Here is a 24,779-nt window from a genome sequence, read left to right as displayed (position 1 = left end):
TCGGCGGGATACGCAGGTACCCCGCCCGACATGTCGGACCGGACCAACGCCGGGGGTGCCCACCAGCGAACCAGCCGGACCAGGCAGGCTGGGGGCATGCGGGAACCATGGGTGGTCGGGGTCTCCGGTGCCTCCGGTACGCCGTACGCGGCGGCCGTCATCGGCGGACTGCTCGACGCGGGCGAGCCGGTGGACCTGATCGTGTCCCGGGCGGCGCGCCTCACCGTGCTCGACGAGACCGGCCGACCCTTCCGTGACGGGCACTGGGCCGAGGACCTCGCCGCCTGGCTCGACCGGGACCTGACCGGGGCGGACGTGCGGCACTGGCCGGCCGGCGACCTGGCCGCCGGGCCGAGCAGCGGCTCCTACCGGGTACGCGGGATGGCAGTGGTCCCGGCCAGCACCGCAGCCTGCGCGGGCGTCGCGATCGGCCTCTCGAAGGACCTGTTGCAGCGCGCCGCCGAGGTCAACCTCAAGGAACGCCGTCCCGTGGTGCTGGTCCCCCGGGAGACACCTGTGACCCGCAGCCACCTGGAGCACCTCATCGCGCTGCACGACGCGGGCGCGGTGGTGCTGCCGGCCAGCCCCGGCTTCTACGGCGCCGGCGCGGCGGCCAGCGCGCAGCAGTTGGTCGACTTCGTGGCCGGCAAGGTGCTGGACGCGCTCGGCGTCAAGCACACCCTGTTCCGGCGCTGGTCCGGCGAACTCGGGGCGGCCCGAAGCTGAGCCGTCCGCTCGTGCCGGGCCGTCCCGTTCATGCCGGCGATCGGCCGAAGCGGGACGCGGACCGGACTGGTGTCCGGTCCGCGTGGCGTTGTCCGCACCAGTTCAGTACATGCCGGCGTTGGCCGGACCCGGCCCCGTGGATGCCGCCGGCCCCACATTGCGTGGCTTTCCGACCTCATCCACCTCGTCCAGCATGCCCTCCCCCTCAAGCAGGGCTCGCACCTCGGATTCCCGAAACCGGCGATGCCCGCCTGGAGTCCGGATGCTTCCTATCCGGCCGGCCGCCGCCCATCTCGTCACCGTTTTCGGGTCTACCCGAAACAGCGCGGCGACCTCACCCGGTGTCAGCAGGCGATCTCCAGTGTCCACAGCCCCCTCCTCGCGTCGACGAAGCCCCCGGCTGAACACACTGCCCCCGGCTGGTGCGTAGCCCAGAGCCGTCATGAGGGACGTATGGCAATTACAGCACCAGGGACATGGCCTGTCCGCCCAAACGCGAAAAATGCACTGAGTGGGGAGTTAGTAATGTTACTGGTGCTACCTCTGCCCTGACCGGCGGTTTATGAACAGTGACTCACCGCTCAGTCCAACGGGTGCCGAAGGCCGCACGTTACGCGCGAACAGTTAAGGTCACTCTCTGTGGACGCCATCGACCTGAGCCTCGTCGACCTGCTGCGCGGCAACGCGCGCCTCTCGTATGCCGAGCTGGCCCGCCAGGTGGGCCTCTCACCCCCAGCCGTGCACGAGCGGGTCGGCAAGCTGGAGAGCAGCGGGGTGGTCCGGGGCTACCGCGCGGACGTGGCTCCGGAGTCGATCGGGCTGGGTGTCACCGCGCTGATCGGCATCGTCGAGGACTCCGGTGCCGACACCGACGACATGCTCGAGTCGCTGCGGGTGCTGCCCGAGATCGAGTCCTGCTACTTCATGGCCGGCGTGGAGTCGTTCCTCCTCAAGGCGCGGGTCGGCACGATCGCCGAGCTGGAGCAGTTGATCGTGCGGTTGAACCGGACGCCGGGGGTCGCCTCCACCCGTACCGCCATCGCGCTCTCCACCAAGTGGGAGAACCGCCCCCAACCGGTCGGCCCGGCTGCGGCCTGACCACCTCGTACCGGCGCAGACCGCCGCTGACCTGCTTGCTAGGTTTCCGAGCGTGACTCATCTCGACCGGTGCGACGAAGCCAGCCGGACCTGGGTGACCGAGGCGATCGCCGCCGTCGAGGCGGACGCGAACCGCTCGGCCGACACCCACCTGCTGCCGTTCCCGCTGCCCCGGGAATGGGGGATCGACCTGTACCTCAAGGACGAGTCGTCACACCCCACCGGCTCGCTGAAGCACCGGCTGGCTCGCTCGCTGTTCCTCTACGGGCTCTGCAACGGCTGGATCGGGCCGCGCACCACGATCGTCGAAGCGTCGTCGGGGTCCACGGCGGTCTCCGAGGCGTACTTCGCCCGAATGCTGGGCCTGCCGTTCATCGCGGTGATGCCCGCCTCCACCTCGCCGGAGAAGATCGCGCAGATCGAGTTCCAGGGCGGCCGGTGCCACCTGGTGGACGACCCGGCAAGCGTGGTGGTCGAGGCCCGGTGGCTCGCGGAGGATTCCGGCGGGCACTTCATGGACCAGTTCACCTACGCCGAGCGGGCGACCGACTGGCGGGGCAACAACAACATCGCCGAGTCGATCTACGCACAGTTGGAGCTGGAGCGACACCCGATTCCCGCCTGGGTCGTGGTGGGCGCGGGCACCGGGGGCACCAGCGCGACCATCGGCCGTTATGCCCGGTACCGCCGGCTCGCCACCAAGCTCTGCGTGGTCGACCCGGAGAACTCGGCGTTCTACCCGGCCTGGCTGGCCGCCGACTGGTCGGTACGCACCGGGAAGGGCTCCCGTATCGAGGGGATCGGCCGGCCCACCGTGGAGGCGTCGTTCCTGCCCTCGGTGGTGGACCGGATGGTCCAGGTGCCGGACGCGGCGTCACTGGCCGCCATGCGCGCCGGGTCGGCGTTGCTGGGCCGTCGGGTGGGTGGGTCCACCGGCACCAACCTGTGGGGCGCGTTCGGCCTGATCGCCGGGATGCTCGCCGAGCGTCGGACCGGCTCGGTGGTCACCCTGATCTGCGACCCGGGCGACCGGTACGCCGACACGTACTACGCCGACGACTGGGTGGCCGCCCAGGGCCTCGACCTGGCCCCGCACCTGGCCACGATCGACCGATTCCTGGCCAGCGGGGCCTGGCCCGGCTGAGAGCCTGGCCCGGCTGAACCGCCCAGCGGAGCCTGGGCCGGCTGAACCGCCCAGCGGGCCTGGCCCGGCTGAGCGCTTCTCAGCGCGGGTCGATGCGTTCGGCCAGCCCGGGGTAGCGCACTACGTAGCCGCTGTCGTCCAGATCGATGTCGGCCGTGAAGGTGCCGCTCGCGAAGCGCACCCGACCCGGGCCCAGCCCGGTGTAGATCTGCTCGGCCGGCACCACCTCCAGGCCGGGCAGCAGCACCCAGGCGACGGTGATCCGGTGTGCCACATCGGCCGGCTCAGCCGCCATCCGGAGTCGGTGGACCGGCAGGGTGTTGAACAGCGGCGAGCCGCTCAGATCGACGTCGAGGGCGTCGGCCAGCCGATCCGGGTCGTCAGTGCCGGGCAGCCCGGCCCGGGGGTGACCGGCCGCGACCAGGGCCGCGTCCAGGTTGCCCTGCTCGGCGGTTGTCACCCGCCACCGGCCCGCGGCCCGCTCCAACGTCACCCGGCGTAGCCAGCCGAGCCCTTCGGCCTCGACCTCGACCCGGGTGGTGGCCCAGTCCGGCGTGGTGGTCAGCTGGTAGCGGGCGGTCCACGGGATCGGGTCCACGGCGAGCAGGGTGCCCCGGGCCGCCAACCCGTGGCCGTCGTCGAGCAGGACCTGCTCGCTGCCGGCGGTGTCCGTCCGGGACCAGAAGATTGACTTCGGCATGGTCGGCATGAGCCGGACGTTACGCGACCCGACCGACATCGGCAGGGCATGCGCGAACGCCGCCGCGAAGCCTGGGCTTCGCGACGGCGTTCGGTGGATCAATCAGTGAGTACGCGCCGGCGGTCGCCCGCCGAAACCGCGCCGATCGTCACGCGGCCGGTCTTCACGCGGGCGGTCATCGCGGGGCCGGTCATCGCGGGGCCGGTCGTCCCGAACCCGACTCTCCGGGCGGAAACCACCCCGAGCGTCCCGGTCACCGAAGCGCCGCTCACCCTGCGGCCGGTCGCCGAAGCGGCGGTCCCCCTGCGGGCGGTCGCCGTACTGGCGGTCACCTTGCGGGCGGTCGCCGAACCGGCGCTCGCCCTGCGGGCGGTCGCCGTGGCCCCGCTCGCCCTGCGGGCGGTCGCCGTAGCCGCGGTCACCCTGCGGGCGGTCGCCGAAGCGGCGCTCGCCGGTGGGCCGGTCGCTGTATCGGCGCTCGCCCTGCGGGCGGTCGCCGTAGCCGCGGTCACCCTGCGGGCGGTCGCCGTAGCCGCGGTCACCCTGCGGGCGGTCGCCGTGGCCCCGCTCGCCCTGCGGCCGGTCGCCGAAGCGCCTGTCACCCTGCGGGCGGTCGCCGAAGCGGCGCTCGCCGGTCGGCCGGTCGCCGAAGCGCCGGTCGCCCTGCGGACGGTCGCCGTAGCGGCGCTCGCCTCCCGTGCGGTCACCGAACCGACGCGGCCCCCCGGACCGGTCGTCGTACCGGCGCGGGCCGCCGGAGCGGTCGCCGTAGCCCCGGGGCTCCGCCTCGACGCGAACCGGAACGCCGCTGGGCTCGCGGGCGCCGACCAGCTCGGCCAACGCCGCGTCGCCGACCCGGACCCGGGTCTCGGCCGGCGCGACACCTGCCTTCTCCATCATCGCCAGGGTGGTGCGGCGCTGCTTGGGCAGCACCAACGTGGCCACCGCGCCCGACTCGCCGGCCCGGGCGGTACGTCCCGCGCGGTGCAGGTAGTCCTTGGGGTCCTTCGGCGGGTCGACGTGCAGCACCAGGGTGACCCCGTCGACGTGGATGCCCCGGGCCGCCACGTCCGTGGCGACCAGCACGTTCATCCGGCCCTCACGGAACTCGGCAAGCGTCTTGGTGCGCATCCGCTGGGTCTTGCCGCCGTGCAGACCACCGGCGCGTACGCCGACGGCCGCGAGCTGCTCGACCAGCCGGTCCACCCCGAGCTGGGTACGGGCGAAGACCATGGTCCGGCCGTCCCTGGCGGCGATCGAGGCCGCCACCGGGAACTTCTCGTGCGGCGGGATCAACAGCATGTGGTGGTCCATGGTGGACACCGATGCGGTGGACGGCGCGGTGGAGTGGGTGACCGGGTCGGTCATGAACCGCCTGACCAACGCGTCGACGTCACCGTCCAGGGTGGCCGAGAAGAGCAGCCGCTGACTGTTCGCGGGCGTCTTCGCCAGCAGATCGGTCACCTCGGGCAGGAAACCCATGTCGGCCATCTGGTCGGCCTCGTCGAGCACCGTGACCTCGACCTCGTCGAGCTGGCAGATGCCCCGCTCAATGAGGTCGCCGAGCCGCCCCGGGGTGGCCACGATGATCTCCACGCCGCGGCGCAGCGCGTCGATCTGACGGTCGTACGGAACACCGCCGACGGCGGTCTTGAGGAAGATGCCGACGGACTTGCCCAGCGGCACCAGTGCGTCGTTGACCTGCATGGCCAACTCGCGGGTCGGAACCAGGACCAGGGCGCGCGGACGCATCGGCCGGGCCCGGTTGCGGGTGGCCAGCCGGGCGATCATCGGCAGGCCGAAGGCGAGCGTCTTGCCCGAACCGGTCTGCCCACGGCCCAGCACGTCGCGGCCGGCGAGCGCGTCCGGAACGGTGGCCCGCTGGATCTCGAACGGGCTGGTGATGCCCTGCTGCGCCAGCGCGCGGACCAGGGGTTCGGGCAGGCCGAGGGAGGCGAAACTGATCGATTCGGCGGTCTCCGTCGGCGCGGGCTCGGCCTGCTGGGTGACGGTCGCCGCCGGCGCGGTGCCGGCCTCGCTCGGAGGAACGTCGAGCTGCTCCCGGGCGGTGTCGGTCGCCGGGACTGAGTTGAAAACGGACGAAACGGTGCTGGGGTCAGCAGAGGTGGTCAACAAAAACCTTTCGAGCGGGGCGCATCTTCGCGATGGCCTGCCGCGGCTGTACCGCCGGATCGCCCGCAAGATCGCCCAGGGGCGCACACCACGCGCGCCGGGTCAGTGATCTCAGCCAGTGTACGGCGGTCTGGCGAAGCCGCCAGCCGGTTGTCCGACGGTAGTGGGCGGACTCACCATCGTTACCACTCGCTGGCTCACCCGTTGAGCACGCTGCCCATCAGACCGTCCAGGGCGTCGCTGGCCAGCAGGACGACCAGAACACTGATCGCCACCAGCAGCCCCAGAGCGGCGGCCAGGACGATCATCACCCGGGCGTTACTGGACCGCTCGGCCGGCGTGTCGGCCCAGCCCTGGGCCAGGATGTGCCCGGTCAACGAGCCGGACGTCTCCACCGCGTTGGCGGGTATCGCGATCGTGGTGAAGCCGGCCCCCTCGCCGTTGCCGTATACGGTGCCGGCCAGATCGGAGCCGCCGTCCGGCCGCCCGCCACGCGAGCCGGCCAGGTCGGAGCCGCCGTCCGGCCGCCCGCCACGGGTGCCGGCCGCGTCCCGTCCGGGGGAAGCAGCCGGTGGGCTGCTCGGCGACGCTGTCATTCGGGAGTTTCCGGTGCCGTTCCGGGTCGACGAGGGAGCCCCGGCGGTGGACGGTGGCCAGCTCGGCAGCGCTGGGGCGGGTACCACCGGCGGCGCGGAGGCAGCCGTCCCGGTCCATCCGCCGCCGGACGTCGGGCGGGTCGCCCCGGCCGTGGATGGCCACCCGGCCGGCGGTGCGGAGACCGACGCGCTGGCCCGTACGCCGGGCCTGTCGGTCATCGCCGGCGGCGGTGGAAACGGCGGTGCCGGCATCGGGCCGGGCGGGGCTGGTGGTGCGGGCACCGGCGGGCCGGGTGGCGGAAGCGGCGGGCTCGGCACGGGCGGCGACGGCGGGCCGGGGATGGGCGGCACCGGCGAGGGCGGCGGGTTGGGCGGGCCCGGAACGGGCGGAACCGGACCGGGTGGCGGCGTGGGTCGGGGGCCCGGCGTCGGCATCGGACCGGGCGGGAACGGACCCGGGGCCGGCGCGGGCTCCGGTTCCGGTGGCGGCGGCTGCGTCGGCCCGGGACCGGGTGGCGTGGGTTCCGGCTCCGGAGTCGACGGCGTCGAGGGCGGTGCCGGTTCCGGCTCGGCGTCCACCGGCGCGGTTCGGTAGACGCCAGGCGATTTCTCGCGAAGGTCCGGGGTGCCCAGGGCGTCGGCCGTGCCCCGGCTGCCGCTCGGAACCGTGGCGCTGGCCCGGGCCGGCGCGGGGGAGTCGTTGCGCTGCCCCGGCAACGACACGTCGGCCGGGCTGGCCGAGCCGGTCGCACGGTAGGTGGTCGCGGTGACCGGAGCGCTGGCCGGCAGGTCACTGCGGAGCGCCCCGGCGGTCACGACGCTGGCGCGTGCGCGTACCGGTGCGGCGGCCTGCCCCTGGCGCGCGTCGACCGCGGCCGACTCCGCGGCGCTGGTCCCGGAAACGTCAGTGTCGCCGGAAGTGGCGTCGGCGGGCACGGCGTCGGCGGGTACGGCGTCGGCGGGTACGGCGTCGGTCGAGGCGTCCGGGACGACAGCTGCCGTGCCGCTGTGGGCCGGGCTGGCCTCGCTGTCGGCCGGGCTGGTGTCAGCTGGGCTGGCCTCGCTGGCGGCCACCGGGTCGGCGGTTTCCGGCCCTGGTGGGCCGACCTGGTCGACCACGGGGTCGACAGTCTCCGCCGGATCTCTCTGCTCGGCCATTTCCGCCCTCCGCGCCATGCTCGCACCCGGACCCGTGACGTCGGGTCGGATGTGCCTGGTTGTCACGGTGCCACAGATCTTGCCGAGCGGACAGCCGGAGGCGGTCGTGGCGGATCAGCCCGTGGTGCTGGGGCTGCCCGTCGCGCTGCCACTGCCCGTCGCGCTCGCGCTGGCCTTCGGCGTGGTCGTCGGAGGCGTGCTGGTCGGGGCGTTGGTCGGTGCCGAGGGCACTGTCGTCGGAGTGTTGCTCGGGGTCTTCGACGGCGTCGGCGTGGTGCTGCCGGTCGGGGTCGGCGTCGGGGTGGTGGTCAGCGTCGGCGTCGGCGTGGGCGTCTTCGTCGGCGTGGGCGTGGGCTTGGTGGTCTTCGTGGGCGACGGCGTGGGTGTCGGCTTGCTGGTCTTGGTGGGCGACGGGGTGGGCGTCGGCTTCGGGGTCGAGACGGGCGGGGTCGGATTGGTCACGACCGGTGCCGGCACCGCGCCGATCACCCGGGTGGCGGCATACAGCCGGGACCAGCGGACGACCGAGATCTTGACGACGTCGCCAGTGGTGGGGGCCTGCACCATCTTGCCGTTGCCGATGTACATGCCGACGTGGTGGATCGTCGTCCAACTGCTGCCCGAGGCGAAGAAGAGCAGGTCGCCGGCGAGCAGCGCGCTCTGCGGAACGGTGCGGCCACGGGTGGCGGCGTACTGGTCGCGGGAGACCCGGGGCAGGTCGAAGTAGTCGGCGCCGGAGGACCGGTAGGCCGCCCACATCAGGCCGGAGCAGTCGAACTCGTCCGGCCCCTCCTCGGACCACTTGTACGGGTCACCGAGCTGGGCGAGCGCGTACCGGACCGCGGCCAGTGCCCGGGGGTGCGCGGCCATGCCGCTGATGCTCTGGTTGGAGACGTATCCGGCGCCGATCTGCTGCTCGGCGGCTTCCTGCTGGCGTTCGATCTCGATCAGCGCGGCGGCATTGTCCCGGCGCAGCTTGAGCAGGCTCGCCTCGGCGGTGCGGAGCCCTTTCTCACCCGCGGTGAACTCCGTCTCGGCGGCGGCGAGCAGATCCTTCGCCTCGCTGTGCTTCTGGTACGCGGCCTGCTCACCGGCGCGGGCCCGGGACAGCTCCCCGGCCACTCCGGTGGTGCCGCCGTCGACCTTCTCGCCACGGGTGATCGCCTGGAGGCGGCTCAGCCCACGGATGTCCTGGGCGAGGTCGCCCGGCGGCAGAGCGGCGGCTGCCTTGATGGCCTCGGCGGCGGCGGTGTCGGCCGTCTGCTGGGCCCGGAGCACTGCGTCCTGCGCGGTCGCCAGCGCCTTGCCGGCCGCGTCGAGCTGCGCCTGCGCGTCGACGCGTTTCTGCCGCCTCAACAGCAAATCCTCGCCGAGCGCGCCGACCTGGGCCTCACCGGCGGAGATCGCAGCGGCCAGTGGGCCGTTGCCGATGTTGACCAACGGCGGCGCCGGCACGCCGGCGACCGGTGCGCCGCCGGGCAGCTGAAGCGCGCCGGTGACCGCCGGGCGCGAGCCGGTGTCCGGCACTGTGGTCGGCAGGCCGGGCTCCGCGTAGGCCGGGGTGGCCAGCACGGCCGCGGCGATCGCGCCGAGCAGGGCGGCCCAGAGCTTCGGACGCAGGACCGGCGAGATCACCGGGCTCCGTCGTCGCTGCCGTCGCCCGCGCCCGCTGTAGATCATTCCGCTCCCCGTTCGACCCTTCGTCGCCGCGCTCGGTGGGCGCGGCCGCCGGGACGGTACCAGTGTGTGTGTTCCGCCCCACCTTGTTACTACCGCACCTCGCCACTCATGTCGATGCGTTGCCGGGTTACGGGAGGCTGAGAGTCTGGTGAAGTGGGTCGCTGCCGGCGACCGTGCCGCCGGGCCCGTCGGCGCCGCGACGTACGCTCGATCCGGACCGCAGGTGGAAGGGACGTGCCATGGACGCCGGACTCAAGCGTGAGCTCGAAGCGAAGGTGTACGCCGGTGAGCGGCTGACCCGCGAGGACGGGGTCGCCCTCTACGAGAGCGACGACCTGACCTGGCTGGGGCGGCTGGCGCACCACAAGCGCACCGAACTGAACGGCGACCGGGTGATGTTCAACGTCAACCGGCACCTCAACCTGACGAACGTCTGCTCGGCGTCCTGTGCGTACTGCTCGTTCCAGCGCAAGCCGGGCGAGAAGGACGCGTACACGATGCGCATCGACGAGGCGGTCCGTAAGGCCAAGGAGATGGAGGACGAGCAGCTCACCGAGTTGCACATCGTCAACGGCCTGCACCCCACGCTGCCCTGGCGCTACTACCCGAAGGTGCTGCGCGAGCTGAAGGCCGCGCTGCCGAACGTCAAGCTCAAGTGCTTCACGGCGACCGAGGTGCAGTGGTTCGAGAAGATCAGCGGCCTGAGCGCCGACGAGATCCTCGACGAGCTGATGGACGCTGGCCTGGAGTCGCTGACCGGTGGTGGCGCGGAGATCTTCGACTGGGAGGTCCGGCAGCACATCGTCGACCACGCCTGCCACTGGGAAGACTGGTCGCGCATCCACGCCCTGGCACACAGCAAGGGCATGAAGACCCCGGCGACGATGCTGTACGGCCACATCGAGGAGCCCCGGCACCGCGTCGACCACGTGCTGCGGCTGCGCGAGTTGCAGGACGAGACCGGCGGCTTCGCGGTCTTCATCCCGCTGCGCTACCAGCACGACTTCGTCGACTCGGCGGACGGCAAGATCCGTAACCGGATCCAGGCGCGCACCACGATGGCCTCGCCGGCCGAGTCGCTGAAGACGTTCGCGGTCTCCCGGCTGCTCTTCGACAACGTGCCGCACCTGAAGAACTTCTGGGTGATGCACGGGTTGTCGGTGGCGCAGCTCTCGCTGAACTTCGGCGTGGACGACCTGGACGGTTCCGTCGTCGAATACAAGATCACGCACGACGCCGACTCGTACGGCACCCCGAACACCATGCACCGCGACGACCTGCTGCACCTGATCTGGGACGCCGGCTTCCAGCCCGTCGAGCGGGACACCCGCTACAACGTGGTCCGGGAGTACGACAAGGCACCGTCGCTGGCCGAGCGGCGCGCCGAGCCGCAGCAGGTCTGGGCCTGAGCCGCCACGTACCCTCGCAGTCGATGACCGAGCAACGAGGACCTGAGCAGCAGGGCGGGTTTCCCCGCCGGGACGCCGATGGGCGCATCCGTACCCTGGGCGATCTGCTCGGGGTGTGCCTGGCCGGCCTGGTCATCGGTGTGCTCGCGTTGGTGCTGTTCGACTGGGCGTTCGCCTCGGTCGGCGCCGGCGACTTCGGGCACACAAACGGTTGGCTGGCGGTGATCCTGCCGGCCTGGTTGTTCTGGGACGACTTCCGAGCCTGGGAGTTCGGCGCGGCCCGGGTGCTGGCCGCGGTGGTCGCCGCTGCCGTCGGGGTGTTCGTGGGGCTGCTGGTCGCCGGTCTGGGCGCGGGGTTGCCGCCGCTGCTCTCCGGCGCGTTGGCGGCGGGGGCGTTCACAGTGGCGTACGCGGCTCTCTGGTTCCCGGGCGTCCGCTGGCTGGCCCGCCGGACCGGCTGACCACGACCGCCCGCCGGGCGGCTCGATCCTTCCGCCGGCAGTGGCGGGCGACGGAGAGAACGGAGTGGTGCAGGTGAGCGCCGCGCTCAAGTACACGCTGGGCCGGATCGGGCTGTTCGTCGCCGTGCTGGCGGGCCTCTGGCTGGTCGACATGAACGTGTTCCTGAAGCTGATGCTGGCGTTGGTGTTCTCTGCCGCGCTCTCCTATTTCCTGCTGCGCGGTTGGCGGGACGAGATGGCCGGGGAGATCGCCGAAGCAGCCGAGCGCCGCCGTACCGAGAAGGAACGCCTCCGCTCCGCCCTGGCCGGCGACGACCAACCCCCCACCCAAACCCCAGACTCCCCGCGTTGATCATGAAGTTATTGTCACGACACGCCGAGTAGTCGGGCAATAACTTCATGATCAACCGCGCGGTGCCTACCAGTTGGTGGAGTTGGGGGCCTTGGGCCAGGGCTTGGACGTCGGCTTGATCAGGTACGCGACGCCGCCGGAGCCGCCCGAGACGCCGCCGCTGGCGTTGGTGCGCTTGGTCCGTAGCCAGATCTGTTCGAACTGGGCACGCTTGTAGACGTTGCGCACCACGTCGTTGCTGGACGAGGCGGGGTCGTTGACGATCACGTCGCCGTCGGCGGTGAAGCCGACCACCACGAATAGGTGCCCGGAGGTGCCGTAGTTCGCCCCGTCCAGCTCACTGGCGAGGAAGGACTGGCTGGTCACGACGGGGATGCCGGCGGCGATGAAACGCTCCAGCTCGTCCAACGAGTGCAGTCGGGTCACCCGGCCCTCCAGCCCGGGGAAGCTGGCCGCGTACGCGGTGTTGAACGGCCAGTTGCCCGCGCCGTCGTACGCGTAGTCGTAGGTCATCCGCGCGGCGTGGTTGACCGTCGGGTCGGGGTAGGTCGGGTCCACCCAGGAGGTGTCGGCCGCCGACGGTTTGCGACCCCAGTACTCGACCACCATCTCGGTCGAGGTGGGTGAGCACCACGCCTCGCCGCCGCCGTCGTACTCGGGGTAGTGCCCGGCGTGCACGTTCTGCGAGTAGCGCGGCACCGGCAGCTCCCGGCCCCAGGCGATGTGCCCGGCGCTCGGTGGCACTGTGAACCGGTCCGGCACTGTGGAGCTCATCGCACCCAGCATCCGGACCACCGGGGCGGCGTTCTGCCCGGGTGCCCGGTAGAGGGTCAGCTTGAGCTGGTACGACCGCAGCAGCACCCCGGCGGTGGCGTCGTCGATGCTGAAGGTGTCGGTCCAGATCGTCGACCAGGGGTCGCCCTGCCGGTCGACGCTGGTCCGCTTGATGTCGGTGTCGCCGGACGCCCAGCGACCCAGGACGTACCACGGGGTCTGGTCGCCGCTTGTGTAGTTGCCCTGCATCTCCACCTGGATCCAGGTGCCGGCGGGGGTCTCCGCGTTCCAGGAGGCGATCAGCTCGGTGGCGTCGAACCCGATTCGGGTCGTCGGCGAGGTCCAGGTGCCGTACTCCCAGGTGCGGGTGGCGCCGGTGTGCGGGTCCGCGTACTCGATGGTGCCGGCCGGACGGGCCAGGGTGACGCCCGCTCGGGCGCCGGGCACGACGCGGGTGCCGGCCCGGCTGCCCCGGTGCCAGTCGGCGGGCCCGGACCAGTCCTGGTAGGTGATCTGCTCGTCGTGGACGGGGGCGGGCGGGTGGGCGGCCAGCGCGGGCGCGGCGCTGGTGAGCAGGGTGAGCGTGGTGACGCCGGCGAGGGCGGCCGCGCGCAGGCGGGATCTGGCCATGGGTGCTCCGCGGTGTCGAGGGGGCATCGTCGCTGGTCAGTTTTCCGCTTGGAGGGAAGTTTCGCCAGATGTTGATAGGTGGAAAATCATTGCCGCCGTGATGGTCCACCTGGGATGGAGAACGCAGCGATCAATATTGATATGACCATGTGACAGGTGGTGAAGTGTCCTTCACCGAGCGGGATCTCCCGCCCATCGAGGAGGTAGTCAATGGCCCTCCGCACGCCCACCCCTCTCCGCCGTGTCCTGGTGCTCGCTGTCGTCACCGGGCTGGGCATCGTCACAGTCGCCGCCGGTCCGGTCGCCGCCCGACCGGCACCGGACCGCACCGCTGAGCAGGCCGCCTCCGGCTACCGGGTGCTCGGGCCCCGGACCCTCGCCGACCGCAACGCGGTGGCCCGCACCGGGGCCGCCATCGACTACTCCGAACACGGGGTGCTGCACATCTCGGCGACCGCGGGTGAGGCCGCCGCGATCGGCAAACTCGGCTTCCGGCTGGAACCGCTGGCCCCGCCGCCCAACGCCGAGCGCGGCGCCGGCGACTTCGGCGCGCTGGCCTTCCCGCCCGCCGACTCCAACTACCACGACTACGCGGAACTGACAGCCGTCGTGAACCAGGTCGTCGCCGACCATCCGGCGATCGCCCGCAAGATCAGCATCGGTTCCTCGTACGAGGGCCGCGACCTGATGGCAGTGAAGATCTCCGACAACGTCGGCACCGACGAGAACGAGCCGGAGATCCTGTTCAACTCCCAGCAGCACGCCCGTGAGCACCTGACCGTCGAGATGGCGATCTACCTGCTCAACCTCTTCACCGACAGCTACGGCAGCGACTCCCGGATCACCAACATCGTCAACGGCCGGGAGCTCTGGATCGTGCCGACGGTCAACCCGGACGGCAGCGAGTACGACATCGCCACCGGGTCGTACCGGTCCTGGCGCAAGAACCGGCAGCCCAACAGCGGTTCGTCAAACGTCGGCACCGACCTGAACCGCAACTGGTCCTACAACTGGGGATGCTGCGGCGGCTCGTCCGGCACCACCTCGTCGGAGACCTACCGGGGGCCGTCGGCGTTCTCCGCCCCCGAGACGCAGGCGCTGCGCAACTTCGTCAACGGCCGGGTGGTCGGTGGCGTGCAGCAGATCAAGGCCAATATCGACTTCCACACGTACTCGCAGTTGGTGCTCTGGCCGTACGGCTACACCACGGCGAACACCGCGACCGGGATGAGCGCGGACCAGTACAACACCTTCGCCACCATCGGTCAGCAGATGGCGGCCACCAACGGCTACACCCCGGAACAGTCCAGCGACCTCTACATCACCGACGGGGACAGCCTCGACTGGATGTGGGCCACCCACAACATCTGGGCGTACACCTTCGAGATGTATCCCGGCTCGTCCGGCGGCGGGGGCTTCTACCCGCCCGACGAGGTCATCCCGGCGCAGACCTCGCGCAACCGGGAGGCAGTGCTGCTGCTCAGCGAGTACGCCGACTGCCCGTACCGGGCCATCAACAAGCAGTCGCAGTACTGCGGCGGCGGTGGCGGCACCACTGTCTGGTCGGACACCTTCGAGACCGCCACCGGCTGGACCATCAACCCGGGCGGCACCGACACCGCCACAGTCGGCGCGTTCGAGCGGGGCGCCGCCCAGGCGACCACGTCCTCCGGCGCCAAGCAGCTCACCCCGTACGCCGGATCCAACGACCTGGTGACCGGCCGGCTCGCCGGCTCGGCCGCCGGTGACTACGACGTCGACGGCGGCGTGACCAGCGCCCGGTCCCCGGCGGTGACCCTGCCGTCGTCCGGCACGCTGAGCCTCTCGCTGGCCTGGTACCTGGCGCACGGCTCGAACGCCTCGTCGGCGGACTACCTGCGGGTGAGCGTGGTGCACAACGGCGGCACCACAGCGCTGCTCACCCAGGCCGGCGCGGCCAGCAACCGCAACGGAAGTTGGGCGGTAGCGAACCTCAACCTCACCCCGTACGCCGGCCAGTCGGTCCGCGTGCTGATCGAGGCGGCGGACGCGTCCGGGGCCAGCCTGGTGGAGGCGGCTGTGGACAACGTCACCATCACGTCCTCCTGATCGGGTGGGGCCCCGTCCCGCCCCGGCGGGGCCCCACCACCCGTTCCCGATCCTCCAGATCCGGGACAAATCCCTCGGAGCGCGACGAGCCGCCGATCGTGCGTCGTCGATCAATCCTTGATCGATCCGGCACGTCCTGGCGGTGCGCTACCGTCTTACCGACCAGTCCGCAGCGAAGCCGGTGCTCATCCCGGCGCTGTCCCGCAACTGTGATGCCCCACCGGTAGGTGGGGACGAGCCAGGTCGCCTGCGGACCGGTCGCGAAACGCGCTCTCGAGGAAGGGCGCCTCGTGGGCGGGCGTACGGAAGTCCCTGTCGGCGAAGCACCACACTCCTCGACCGACAGGAGGCCCCCATGTTCAGACGTACCCCTCGGCTCTTCGCGGCGACCCTCGCGGTCGCCGCCCTCGCCCTCGGCGCCTGCGCCGAGAAGGCCGACGACAAGCCGAGCACCGGCACCGCGGCCGCCGCCTACCCGGTCACCGTCGGCGCGCTCACCCTCGACAAGCGGCCCGAGAAGATCGTCGTGCTGTCGCCCACCGCCACCGAGATGCTCTTCGCGATCGGTGCCGGCCCGCAGGTGACCGCCGTCGACGACCAGTCGAACTACCCGGCCGACGTGCCCAAGACCGACCTCTCCGCCTTCCAGCCGAACGCCGAGGCGATCGCCGGTAAGAACCCGGACCTCGTGGTGCTCTCCGACGACCGCAACAAGATCGTCGAGCAGCTCGGCAAGCTGAAGATCCCGGTGTACCAGACCCCGGCGGCGATCACCCTCGACGACTCGTACCGGCAGATCACCGAGCTGGGCACGCTGACCGGGCACGCCGACCAGGCCACCGACGTCGCCACCCGGATGAAGGACGACATCGCCAAGCTGGTCAAGGACCTGCCGCAGCGCGCGGAGAAGCTCACCTACTTCCACGAGCTGGGCCCGGAGCTGTACAGCGCCACCAGCAAGACCTTCATCGGCTCGCTCTACGGTCAGGCCGGCCTGACCAACATCGCCGACCCCGCCGACGCGGACGGCAAGAACTTCGGCTACCCGCAGCTGTCCCAGGAGTTCATCGTCAAGGCCGACCCGGACTTCGTCTTCCTGGCAGATGCCAAGTGCTGCCAGCAGAGCGCCGACACGGTCAAGGCCCGCAGTGGCTGGGCCGGCCTCACCGCGGTGAAGAACAACCAGGTCGTGGCCCTGGACGACGACATCGCCTCCCGCTGGGGGCCGCGCGTCGTGGACCTGCTCCGGGTCATCATCGACGCGGTCGCCAAGGTGCCCGCGTGACCGTCGTCCGTCGGTGACCGGGCCGCTGTCCGCGGCCCGGCCCGCTGGGCTCCTATCTGGGGCCCGGCCCGCCGGGCTGCGCAAACGTTGGCTGGTCGCGGGGTTGGTCGCGGTGCTCGTCGCGCTCGTCGTCGGGGTGTCGCTCGGCCCGGTGAGCCTGCCCCCGGGCAGCGTCGCCGCCGAGCTGCTCAACCTGTTCCCCGGGGTGCACCTGGACAGCGGGCTGACCGAGCGCGAGATCGCCATCGTCACCGAGCTGCGGCTGCCCCGGGTGGTGCTGGGCCTGCTCGTCGGCGGCCTGCTCGCCATGGCCGGCGGGTGCTACCAGGGGGTGTTCCGCAACCCGCTGGCCGACCCGTACCTGCTGGGTGTGGCCGCCGGCGCCGGCCTCGCGGTCACCGCGGCGATCGCCCTCGGCGGCGCCGGCCAGCAGGGCACGCTCTCCGGGCTGCCGATGACCATTCCGCTGGCCGCGTTCGCCGGTTCCCTGCTCGCCGTCACGATGACCTACGTGCTCGGCGCGGCCGGGGGGCGACGCGGGTCACCGGCGATGCTGATCCTGGCCGGGGTGGCGGTCTCCGCGTTCCTGTCCGCCGGGCAGACGTACCTCCTGCAACGACACGCCGACAGCATCCAGCCGGTCTACTCCTGGCTGCTCGGCCGGCTGGCCACCGCCGGTTGGCACGACGTGCTGCTGGTGCTGCCGTACGCCGCGCTGACCACTGTGGTGGTGCTGCTGCACCGCCGCGAGCTGGACGTCCTCGCGGTCGGCGACGACGAGGCGAGAAGCCTCGGTCTGCACCCGCAGCGCACCCGCTACCTGTTGATCGCCGCCGCCTCCCTGGGCACCGCGGCGGCGGTCTCCGCGACCGGGCTGATCGGCTTCGTCGGCATCATCGTGCCGCACACCGTCCGGCTGCTCGCCGGGTCCAGCTACCGGGTGATCCTGCCGATGTCACTGCTGTTCGGCGGCGCGTTCCTGGCACTGACCGACGTGGTGGCCCGCACCGCCGCCGCTCCGTCCGAGGTGCCGATCGGAGTGGTGACCGCCCTACTGGGCGGCCCGTTCTTCGTCCTCGTGCTGCGGACCGCCCGGCGAGTGCTCACGTGAGCCGCGGACCCGCCGTCGGAGCGCCGGCTGTCGACGCGCCGGCCGTCGAGGTGCGCGGGCTGCACGTCGACCTCGGTGGCACGCCGATCCTGACCGGCGTCGACCTCACCGTCGCCGTCGGCGAGTGGGTCACAGTGATCGGCCCGAACGGCGCCGGCAAGTCGACCCTGTTGCGCGCCGTCGGTGGGCTGCTGCCCGCGCCGGGGTCGATCACCCTGTTCGGTACGCCGAGTGCCGCGCTGCGCCGTCGGGACCGCGCACGGGTGGTGGCCACTGTGGCACAGTCGCCGGTGGTGCCACCCGGCATGTCGGTGCTGGACTACGTGCTGCTCGGTCGCACCCCGTACATCCCGGCGCTGGGCCGGGAGTCGACAGCCGACATCGACGCCGTGCACGAGGTGCTGGGACGGTTGGACCTCACCGGCTTCCACCGTCGCGAACTGGCCACCCTCTCCGGCGGCGAACGGCAGCGGGTGTTCCTCGCCCGCGCGCTCGCCCAGGGCGCGACGCTGCTGCTGCTCGACGAGCCGACCAGCGCGCTCGACATCGGGCACCAGCAGGACGTGCTCGAACTCGTCGACCAGCTACGCCGCGAGCACGGCCTGACCGTGCTGGCCACGATGCACGACCTCTCCCTGGCCGGTGAGTACGCCGACCGGATGGTGATGCTCGCCGGCGGTCAGGTGGTGGCCGCCGGGACTCCTCCCGAGGTGCTGACCGAGGAGTTGCTCGCCACCCACTACCGGGCCAGCGTCCGGGTGGTCCCCGGTACACACGGCCCCCTGGTGGTCCCCGTCCGCCCCACCCGCCCCTGAGCCTGCCGGGGCGGGGCGGCTGGTCAGGGGCCCAGGTCGATGACGGAGAAGAGAGCGCCCTGGGGGTCGCGGAGGGCGGCGAAGCGGCCCGCCGGGATGTCACGGGGCGGAACCAGGATCGTTCCGCCCAGCTCGGAGGCGCGGGCCGCGGCGGCGTCCGCGTCGGCCACCGCGAAGTACACGGTCCAGTACGCGGGCAGGTCGGCCGGGAAGTCGCCGGCCAGCGGCGGCATCATCCCGGCGACGATCTGCGTCCCGAGCCGCCACCCGGTGTACGTCATCGCGCCCACCGCCTGGTCGTCGGGCTGCCAGCCGAACACCAGCTCGTAGAAGACCTTCGCGCCCTCGGGGTCGGGGGTGACCAGCTCGTTCCAGCTCATCGCGCCCGGCACGTTGAACACCTCGGCGCCGGCCATGGCCAGCGGCTGCCACACGCTGAACGTGGCGCCGGCCGGGTCGGCGAAGACCGCCATCCAACCCCTGTCGAAGACCTCGAACGGTGGTACGACGACCTGCCCGCCGGCCCGTTCGACACGCCCGGCGACCAGCTCGGCGTCGTCGGTCGCGAGGTACGTCGACCAGATCGGGACCTGGTCCGGTATCGCGGGCGGGCCGGCGCCGGCCACCGGCCTGCCGTCGAGCAGGAAGACCGTGTAGCCGCCCGCCTCGGGCTCCGGGGTGACCTGGCCGGTCCAACCGAACAGCTCCGGATAGAAGCGCCGGGCGTCGGTCAGGTCCGGGGTGGCCAGGTCGGCCCAGCAGGGCGTACCCGGCGGGACGGTGCTCACGTCAAGACCCCTCTCGGCCCGGGTGGCCACGGCGGCCCCCTGCCGGAATCCTGGCACCGTCCCGCTGTGGCTCGGGGCGGAAACGGACGAATCGTCAGCTGAACCGGCGACCCTCGTCCCGCCGGTACGCCCAGCCGGCGAGCGCGGCGAGCAGCACCACCCAGACACCGAGCATGATCACTGCCAGCGGCTGCACGTCGTAGTCGGCCGCTGCCGCCCACATCAGTTCGGCCGCGCCCCGGGTCGGCAGGTACGGCGCGATCGTCTCGATGAACCCGGGCGCGTCGCCCGGCGCGGAGAGCAGGCCGCCGCCGAACGCCAGCGGCAGGAAGAGCACCTGCGCCACCACGATCGCCGCCTTGCTCGGCAGCGAGTAGCCGATGGCGAGCCCCATCAGCGTGAACGGCACCGAGATGACGGCCACCGTGCCGAGGGCCAGCAGGAAAGCCGCCGGGGTGATCGTGGCCGCGGTCAGCGTCGCGCCGATCACCACGACCGGGATCAGCGAGAGGTAGGTCAGCGCCAGGCCGGCCAGCACCCGGCCGGCGAACCGCGGCGCCGGCCCGGCCGGCAGGGTCCGGGTGTACGGGTTCCAGGGCTGGTCGCGGTCCTCGGCGACACCGACGCCGTACTGGAAGATGTTGGCGCTCATCACCGAGAAGGTGACCATCGACGCGGTGGCGTAGGTGGCACCCACCGCGTCGTCAGCGGCGAAGGGCACCACGAAGAAGATCATGGCGGCGGCCGGGAAGAAGGCGCTGCCGAAGACTGCCACCGGAATCCGGATGATCTCCAGGAGCTGGTAGCGGGCGTGGACCAGGGCGAGCTGCACGGTCGCCTCCTCAGACGCTTGTGGGTCGGCCGCCGGCAGCGGCGGTGGTGGGTCGGCCGGTGCTGGCGGGCGCGTCGCCGCTGGGCGCGTCCCCGCTGGTGATGGCGAGGAACGCCTCCTCCAGCGACGTCGGCCGTACCTCCAGGTCGGTGAACGGAGTCTGGGCCGTGACCAGCGCTCGGACCAGCTCGTCGGCGTCGGTGGTGAGCAGGTGCAGCCGACCGTCCACCCGTTCGGTGCGGACGACCCCGGGCAGGTCGGGCAGGTGGTCGGCGACCAGGCTGACCCGGCGTACGCCGACGATGCCGCGCACCGCGTCCACGCTGTCGTCGGCGAGCACCCGGCCCTGCCCGATGACCACCACCCGGCGGGCGAGCGCCTCCACCTCCTCCAGGTAGTGGCTGCTCAACAGCACGGTGCCACCGTCGTCGTGGAAGGCCCGGATGGCGTCCCACAGGGTGTGCCGGGCGGCCACGTCCAGGCCCGTGGTCGGTTCGTCGAGCAGCACCAACCGGGGCCGGCCGACGAACGCCAACGCCACGGCCAACCGGCGGCGCTGCCCGCCGGAGAGCCCACCGGTCTGTCGTCGGGCCAGGTCGGCGACGCCGAAGCGGTCGAGCAGTTCCGCCCGGGGCACCGGGTCGGGGTAGTGCGCGGAGACGAAGTCGACGACCTCGCCGACGCGCAGCGTGCCGGGCAGGCCGGTCTCCTGCGGGGTGACCCCGATCTGTCGCCGGCTCGCCGGGTCGCGGGGGTCGCCGCCGAACAACTCCACCCGCCCCGAGCTGGGACGGCGCAGGCCCACCAGCAGGTTCATCAGGGTGCTCTTGCCGGCGCCGTTGGGCCCGAGCAGGCCGACCAGCTCACCGGCCCGGACTTCCAGGTCGACGCGGTCGAGGGCGAGGACGTCGCCGTACCGGCGGCTGGCCTGGTCGGCGCGGGCGAGGATCATGACTGCTCCTTCGACGGGATGGGGTCGAGCAGGGCGCGGATAGCTTCGGTGTACTCCTCGAACGCCAGCCGACCTCGCCGGCTGAGCCGGACCAGGGTTGCCGGGGTGCGTCCACGATGGGTCTTGGTGATCTCCACGTAGCCGGCCTCTTCGAGCTTGCGCAGGTGCACCGAGAGGTTGCCGGCGGTCATCGCGAGCAGATCCTGCAGGCGGGGAAACGCGATCCTGTCGCCGACGTTGAGAGCGGAGAGGCTGGCGACCACCCGCAGCCGGGCCTGCGCGTGGATGACCGGATCCAGCTCGGTCACGGCTGCTGCCGCTGCCGCTGTCGCCGCCGGGCGATCGCGCCGGCCACCAGCATTCCGCCGCCGCCGGCCACCGCCACGATGAGCGGGTGCCAGCCCGGCCCGGCGAACGCCCCGACCAGGTTGATCAGGCTGATCCAGACGCCCAGCCGGAACAGGTCCCGGTCCAGCCAGACCGCCCCGCCGGCCATGTGCAGCGCGCCGGTCAACCCGACGGCGGTCGCCGACCAGAGCAGCGCCGCCAGGTCGTGCGGCAGGTGCTCGGAGATCCGGCCCAGCCCCGCGTAGATGCTCACCGAACCGAGGGCCCAGGCGTACCCGTACCACTTGCCACGCCGGGCGGAGTCACCTGTCACCTGGCCGTAGGCCCGCACGCTGACCACCGCCTGGATCGTTCCGGCGGCCGCGAGCAGGACGAACAGGACGGTCAGCGGCAGCCAGCTCGGCAGGTCGACCAGCGCCCGGTCACCGGGGGAGAACCGCAGGAAGAACAACCCGAAGCCGACCAGCCAGGCGACACCCCACGGCCAGTAGAGCAGGCGGGCGTCGGGGTCGAGCCGGCGTGCCGTCGCCGACCGTTGGTCCTGGATCAGCCGGAGCGCCGCCGCCGCGTCGGTGGGCGGTGAATCATCGTCGAGGTCCACGCAAACTACTTTACGGCACAAAGTCGAGACGGGAGACCCCGTCATCACCGGCTGCTGCGGACCCCCGATCGCGGCGAGCAGTGCCTAGGGTGGGGAGCCGAGGCGACCGATCCGTCGCACAGGCCACTGGGGAGGGTCCGTGTCAAGCCCGGGCAATGAGCTGGGGGCTCTGGCGCCGGCCGACCACGAGGGGTGCCGATGACTGTCGACGAGAGTCGGGCACGGTACGTCGAGGGGATCACCCGGCTGATACCTGTCGACGAGCGGGTGCGCGCGGTGGCCAAGGTTCGAGCGGGCGGAGGCCTGACCCCGGCACCGCCCCCGCAGCCGTCGGCGCCAGCCAGCACGGGTGGGCCGGGCTTTCTGGGTGTCCTGCTCAACGTGCTGTCCCCGACCATCACAGTCGGTCGGGCGGACAACGCCGTCGACTGGCTCGTCTTCGGTGTCGGAGGTCGAGGCGAACCGGGCTCCCAGGCATCAGTGCTGCACCATGCCCTGACCGTGGCGGCGAAGAGCGTCGGCGTCCGAACCCTCGTGCTGGGTGTCACCGACCAACGGCTGCTGCTCGGCGCGACAGCACCCGTCGGGCTGCTGTCCAGCTCGGCGGCGGACGAGCGCGCGCAGACCGACATCGACCTGCTCGGGTCGGTGCCGCGCACGGCCGTCACCGCCCGGTTCGGCAGGTACCGGTTGAACTGGAAACGGCTGCGGATCGACTTCGCCGACGGGTCGTGGCTGTCGTTCCACGTGCCGCTGGCCGACTCCGGCCGCCCGCTACGGGAAATCGCGGCGGCCCTGTCAGCCCGCTGACCCGGCGACGAGCGGGGCGGGCAGCGGCGCGACGTGCAGCACCGCCAGCCGGGACACCGCCCGCGTGAGCACCACGTACAGCCGGTGCAGCCCGCGTGGCTCGGCCGCGACGATCGCCGCCGGCTCGACCACCACCACATGGTCGTACTCAAGGCCCTTGACCAGCGTCGCCGGCACCACTGTGACCCGCTCCGCGGCCGCCACGTCGTCGGCGGTCGCGGTCTCGACGCCGGCCTCGGCCAGCGCCGCGCGCAGGCCGTCGACCGCGTCGTCCGCGGCGATCACACCGACCGAGCCGTCGTGCGCCAGCGCCGCGCGCACCTCGGCCACCGTCGCCGAGGTCAGATCGGTCACCGTACGCACGTCCAGGCCGCCGTCGTGCCGCAGCGACTCGGCCGGCGGTACGTCCACAGCGAGCGCCGGGAGCAGCAGGTTCGCGAACGCGACGACTGCGGCGGGCACCCGGAAACCGACTGTCAACGGAACCACCACCGCGTCCGGCTTGCCCAGATGGGCAAGGGACTCCCGCCAGTCCGTCGCCGCCCACGGCGCGGTGCCCTGGGCGAGGTCACCGAGGAGCGTGACCGAGCCGTGCTCGCTGCGCCGAGCGATGGCCCGACACTGCATCGGGGAGAGGTCCTGCGCCTCGTCCACCACCACGTGCCCGAACCCGGAGAGCCGTTCCAGCAACCCGGTCGCCTCGTCGATCAACACCGCGTCGGCGGCGGTCCAACGGGTCGCCTTCGGGGTACGGGCCGGCTTGGCCCAGGTGAGCTGCGCCTGCTCGGTGTCGCTGAGCAGCCCGTCCGCCGCGGCGGCGAGTCGGCCCGGATCGGAGAACAGACCGTGCACCAGCCCTTCCGGAGTGAGCGCCGGCCAGACCGCGTCCAGGAAGTCGAGCACCGGCCGGCACCTGCTCATCCGACGCAGCCAGGCGTCGCTTGGCGACTCCGCACGCCGCGCCTCGGCCTGCCGTTGCAGCAGGCTCACCACCCGCGCCTGGACGCGTTCCCGACCCGTGCCGTACGGCAACCCCTCCCGGCGGGTCTCCTCGACGATCCGATGCAACGGCTCCAGCCCGATCCGCCAACGGAACGAACCGTCCGAGACGGTGATCGACTCGGTCGGGGTGCCGATCTGTGCCTGCACCGCCCGCCGCAGGACGCTCGCCATCCGTACGTCATGTTTCAGCGCGGCCACCGCCGGCGCCTCAACCGCCCGGACCGGCACCCGGGAGATCAACTCCTCCACCGTGGCCTGCTCGACCTCGACCTCACCGAGCGCCGGCAACACCGCCGCGATGTACGACAGGAAGGCCCGGTTCGGCCCGACGATCAGCACACCCGCCCGCCGCAACCGCTCCCGGTGCAGGTAGAGCAGATACGCGGCCCGGTGCAGGCCCACAGCCGTCTTTCCCGTACCCGGCGCCCCCTGCACACAGATCGAGTCGGCCAGGTCAGCCCGGACCAGCTCGTCCTGCTCCGGCTGGATCGTGGCGACGATGTCCCGCATCGGCCCGACACGTGGACGCTCGATCTCGGCGGTGAGGATCCGACTGGTCGTACCGAGCTCCTCGCCCCGATCCAGCCGCTCATCCTCGAAGCTGGTCAGCACACCATTGCTGAACCCGAACCGCCGCCGGACCGCCACCCCCTGCGGATCCCGCACACTGGCCCGGTAGAACGAGCGCGAGACCGGCGCCCGCCAGTCCAGCACCAACGGCTCGCCGTGCTCGTCGGTGACGTGCCGCCGCCCCACGTGATACCGCCGCCCGTGATGATCACCGCTGGTGTCGGGTGCAGCCGGGCCCTTCGTGGCCGGGTCGCTCTTGGGCCTGCTGGCTGTGGGCCCGTTGCTCGTGGGCCTGCTGTTGGTGGTCCCGGTGTCTGCGGTGTCCGTCGTCCCGCTGTCGGTGGCGCCGCTGTCGGTGGCACTGCTGTCGGTGGCACTGCTGTCGGGGGCGCCGGCGAAGTCGAGGCGGCCGAAGAAGAGCGGAGTGGTCGGGTCGTCGGCCAGCTCGGCGACCCGGCGGGCCAGGGTGCGGCCGAGCGTCTCGGCCGCGTACGCGTCGCCGGCCACCTGGTCACCGGTGGCGAAGAGAGACTCGGCCCTCGCCCGCATCCGACCCAGCGCCGCCCGCGAGGTGGTGAGGTGTGCGCGTTCGGCGGCCAGGTCCGCGTCGAGGTCGGTATCGGTGTCGGCGTCGGTGCTGAGCTGGGTGTCGAGGTCAAGTGCGGGCATGCTGACGTCCCATCGTTCACATCTGCTGCGCGCTCGCGTGTCCGGGG

General features: G+C 72.0%; 23 protein-coding genes. 11 read left to right on the top strand and 12 right to left on the bottom strand.

Translation table 11 applies throughout. The features are described from left to right. The first annotated feature begins 96 nt into the window (after positions 1 to 96). Entirely contained in the window at positions 97 to 726 is a 630-nt protein-coding gene (locus IW248_RS23730) for a UbiX family flavin prenyltransferase (protein WP_196928737.1), read from the top strand. 102 nt (positions 727 to 828) lie between these two features. Here IW248_RS23730 and IW248_RS23725 read toward each other — a convergent pair whose 3' ends face one another. Beyond that, positions 829 to 1,095 (bottom strand): BldC family transcriptional regulator, encoded by a 267-nt coding sequence (locus tag IW248_RS23725; protein WP_007454516.1) that lies wholly within the window; start codon positions 1,093 to 1,095, stop codon positions 829 to 831. Positions 1,096 to 1,365: 270 nt separating this feature from the next. Between IW248_RS23725 and IW248_RS23720 the strand changes: the two genes are divergently transcribed. Further along, entirely contained in the window at positions 1,366 to 1,824 is a 459-nt protein-coding gene (locus IW248_RS23720; RefSeq protein ID WP_124818345.1) for an Lrp/AsnC family transcriptional regulator, read from the top strand. A 52-nt stretch (positions 1,825 to 1,876) separates the two neighbouring features. Then, positions 1,877 to 2,968 (top strand): L-cysteine desulfhydrase Cds1, encoded by a 1,092-nt coding sequence (gene cds1, locus IW248_RS23715; RefSeq protein ID WP_196928736.1) that lies wholly within the window; start codon positions 1,877 to 1,879, stop codon positions 2,966 to 2,968. Positions 2,969 to 3,047: 79 nt separating this feature from the next. Here the strand turns inward: cds1 and IW248_RS23710 are convergent, their stop codons facing one another. The 4 genes from IW248_RS23710 to IW248_RS23695 all read right to left on the bottom strand — a co-directional run bounded on the left by IW248_RS23710 (position 3,048) and on the right by IW248_RS23695 (position 9,235). Further along, positions 3,048 to 3,668 carry a putative glycolipid-binding domain-containing protein gene (locus IW248_RS23710; RefSeq protein ID WP_124818349.1) on the bottom strand — a complete coding sequence of 207 codons (621 nt, stop codon included), beginning with the start codon at positions 3,666 to 3,668 and terminating at the stop codon, positions 3,048 to 3,050. A gap of 102 nt (positions 3,669 to 3,770) precedes the next feature. Then, entirely contained in the window at positions 3,771 to 5,801 is a 2,031-nt protein-coding gene (locus tag IW248_RS23705) for a DEAD/DEAH box helicase (protein ID WP_231396414.1), read from the bottom strand. Positions 5,802 to 5,998: 197 nt separating this feature from the next. Beyond that, a complete protein-coding gene (locus IW248_RS33210) occupies positions 5,999 to 7,555 on the bottom strand; it encodes a hypothetical protein (protein ID WP_231398138.1) in 1,557 nt (518 codons plus the stop codon). Positions 7,556 to 7,669: 114 nt separating this feature from the next. Continuing rightward, positions 7,670 to 9,235: a C40 family peptidase gene (locus IW248_RS23695; protein WP_196928735.1), complete on the bottom strand. Its 1,566-nt coding sequence runs from the start codon at positions 9,233 to 9,235 to the stop codon at positions 7,670 to 7,672. Between the two features lie 239 nt (positions 9,236 to 9,474). On the opposite strand from IW248_RS23695, the gene mqnE reads away from it, so the two are divergent. The 3 genes from mqnE to IW248_RS23680 all read left to right on the top strand — a co-directional run bounded on the left by mqnE (position 9,475) and on the right by IW248_RS23680 (position 11,457). Then, positions 9,475 to 10,644: an aminofutalosine synthase MqnE gene (gene mqnE, locus IW248_RS23690; RefSeq protein ID WP_124815231.1), complete on the top strand. Its 1,170-nt coding sequence runs from the start codon at positions 9,475 to 9,477 to the stop codon at positions 10,642 to 10,644. Between the two features lie 23 nt (positions 10,645 to 10,667). Beyond that, positions 10,668 to 11,105, top strand: coding sequence for a hypothetical protein (locus tag IW248_RS23685; protein WP_124815229.1), 438 nt, complete (start codon positions 10,668 to 10,670; stop codon positions 11,103 to 11,105). A 73-nt stretch (positions 11,106 to 11,178) separates the two neighbouring features. Next, positions 11,179 to 11,457, top strand: a complete 279-nt coding sequence (locus IW248_RS23680; protein WP_196930335.1) for a DUF4229 domain-containing protein — start codon at positions 11,179 to 11,181, stop codon at positions 11,455 to 11,457. 66 nt (positions 11,458 to 11,523) lie between these two features. Here the strand turns inward: IW248_RS23680 and IW248_RS23675 are convergent, their stop codons facing one another. Further along, on the bottom strand, positions 11,524 to 12,861 hold the full coding sequence (locus IW248_RS23675) for a C39 family peptidase (RefSeq protein ID WP_196928734.1): 1,338 nt from the start codon (positions 12,859 to 12,861) through the stop codon (positions 11,524 to 11,526). Positions 12,862 to 13,071: 210 nt separating this feature from the next. Here IW248_RS23675 and IW248_RS23670 point away from each other — a divergent pair, with 210 nt between their 5' ends. The 4 genes from IW248_RS23670 to IW248_RS23655 all read left to right on the top strand — a co-directional run bounded on the left by IW248_RS23670 (position 13,072) and on the right by IW248_RS23655 (position 18,160). Further along, the gene (locus tag IW248_RS23670) at positions 13,072 to 14,949 is read left to right on the top strand and encodes a M14 family metallopeptidase (RefSeq protein WP_196928733.1); all 1,878 of its coding nucleotides are present in this window, start codon (positions 13,072 to 13,074) and stop codon (positions 14,947 to 14,949) included. 355 nt (positions 14,950 to 15,304) lie between these two features. After that, entirely contained in the window at positions 15,305 to 16,234 is a 930-nt protein-coding gene (locus IW248_RS23665; protein ID WP_196928732.1) for an ABC transporter substrate-binding protein, read from the top strand. 13 nt (positions 16,235 to 16,247) lie between these two features. Beyond that, positions 16,248 to 17,345, top strand: coding sequence for a FecCD family ABC transporter permease (locus IW248_RS23660; protein WP_307788177.1), 1,098 nt, complete (start codon positions 16,248 to 16,250; stop codon positions 17,343 to 17,345). Then, positions 17,342 to 18,160, top strand: coding sequence for an ABC transporter ATP-binding protein (locus tag IW248_RS23655; RefSeq protein WP_196928731.1), 819 nt, complete (start codon positions 17,342 to 17,344; stop codon positions 18,158 to 18,160). Before IW248_RS23660 ends, IW248_RS23655 begins: the two co-directional genes overlap by 4 nt. Positions 18,161 to 18,183: 23 nt before the next feature. On the opposite strand, the gene IW248_RS23650 is transcribed toward IW248_RS23655, so the two are convergent. From IW248_RS23650 to IW248_RS23630, 5 genes are all read right to left on the bottom strand, one after another. Continuing rightward, entirely contained in the window at positions 18,184 to 18,948 is a 765-nt protein-coding gene (locus tag IW248_RS23650; RefSeq protein ID WP_124821365.1) for a VOC family protein, read from the bottom strand. Positions 18,949 to 19,042: 94 nt separating this feature from the next. After that, on the bottom strand, positions 19,043 to 19,780 hold the full coding sequence (locus IW248_RS23645; RefSeq protein ID WP_196928730.1) for an ABC transporter permease: 738 nt from the start codon (positions 19,778 to 19,780) through the stop codon (positions 19,043 to 19,045). 10 nt (positions 19,781 to 19,790) lie between these two features. Then, a complete protein-coding gene (locus IW248_RS23640) occupies positions 19,791 to 20,732 on the bottom strand; it encodes an ABC transporter ATP-binding protein (protein WP_231396413.1) in 942 nt (313 codons plus the stop codon). Continuing rightward, positions 20,729 to 21,040 (bottom strand): transcriptional regulator, encoded by a 312-nt coding sequence (locus IW248_RS23635; protein ID WP_196928729.1) that lies wholly within the window; start codon positions 21,038 to 21,040, stop codon positions 20,729 to 20,731. The genes IW248_RS23640 and IW248_RS23635 overlap by 4 nt, the downstream gene beginning before the upstream one ends. Beyond that, positions 21,037 to 21,681 (bottom strand): transporter, encoded by a 645-nt coding sequence (locus tag IW248_RS23630; protein WP_196928728.1) that lies wholly within the window; start codon positions 21,679 to 21,681, stop codon positions 21,037 to 21,039. Before IW248_RS23630 ends, IW248_RS23635 begins: the two co-directional genes overlap by 4 nt. Positions 21,682 to 21,879: 198 nt before the next feature. On the opposite strand from IW248_RS23630, the gene IW248_RS23625 reads away from it, so the two are divergent. Continuing rightward, positions 21,880 to 22,491 (top strand): hypothetical protein, encoded by a 612-nt coding sequence (locus IW248_RS23625; protein ID WP_196928727.1) that lies wholly within the window; start codon positions 21,880 to 21,882, stop codon positions 22,489 to 22,491. On the opposite strand, the gene IW248_RS23620 is transcribed toward IW248_RS23625, so the two are convergent. Continuing rightward, positions 22,480 to 24,732 carry a HelD family protein gene (locus tag IW248_RS23620; RefSeq protein WP_231396412.1) on the bottom strand — a complete coding sequence of 751 codons (2,253 nt, stop codon included), beginning with the start codon at positions 24,730 to 24,732 and terminating at the stop codon, positions 22,480 to 22,482. The genes IW248_RS23625 and IW248_RS23620 overlap by 12 nt on opposite strands. Positions 24,733 to 24,779 lie beyond the last annotated feature (47 nt).

This window comes from Micromonospora ureilytica (assembly GCF_015751765.1).
Lineage (GTDB): Bacteria > Actinomycetota > Actinomycetes > Mycobacteriales > Micromonosporaceae > Micromonospora > Micromonospora ureilytica.
This window is presented reverse-complemented; position numbering and strand designations above follow the sequence as displayed.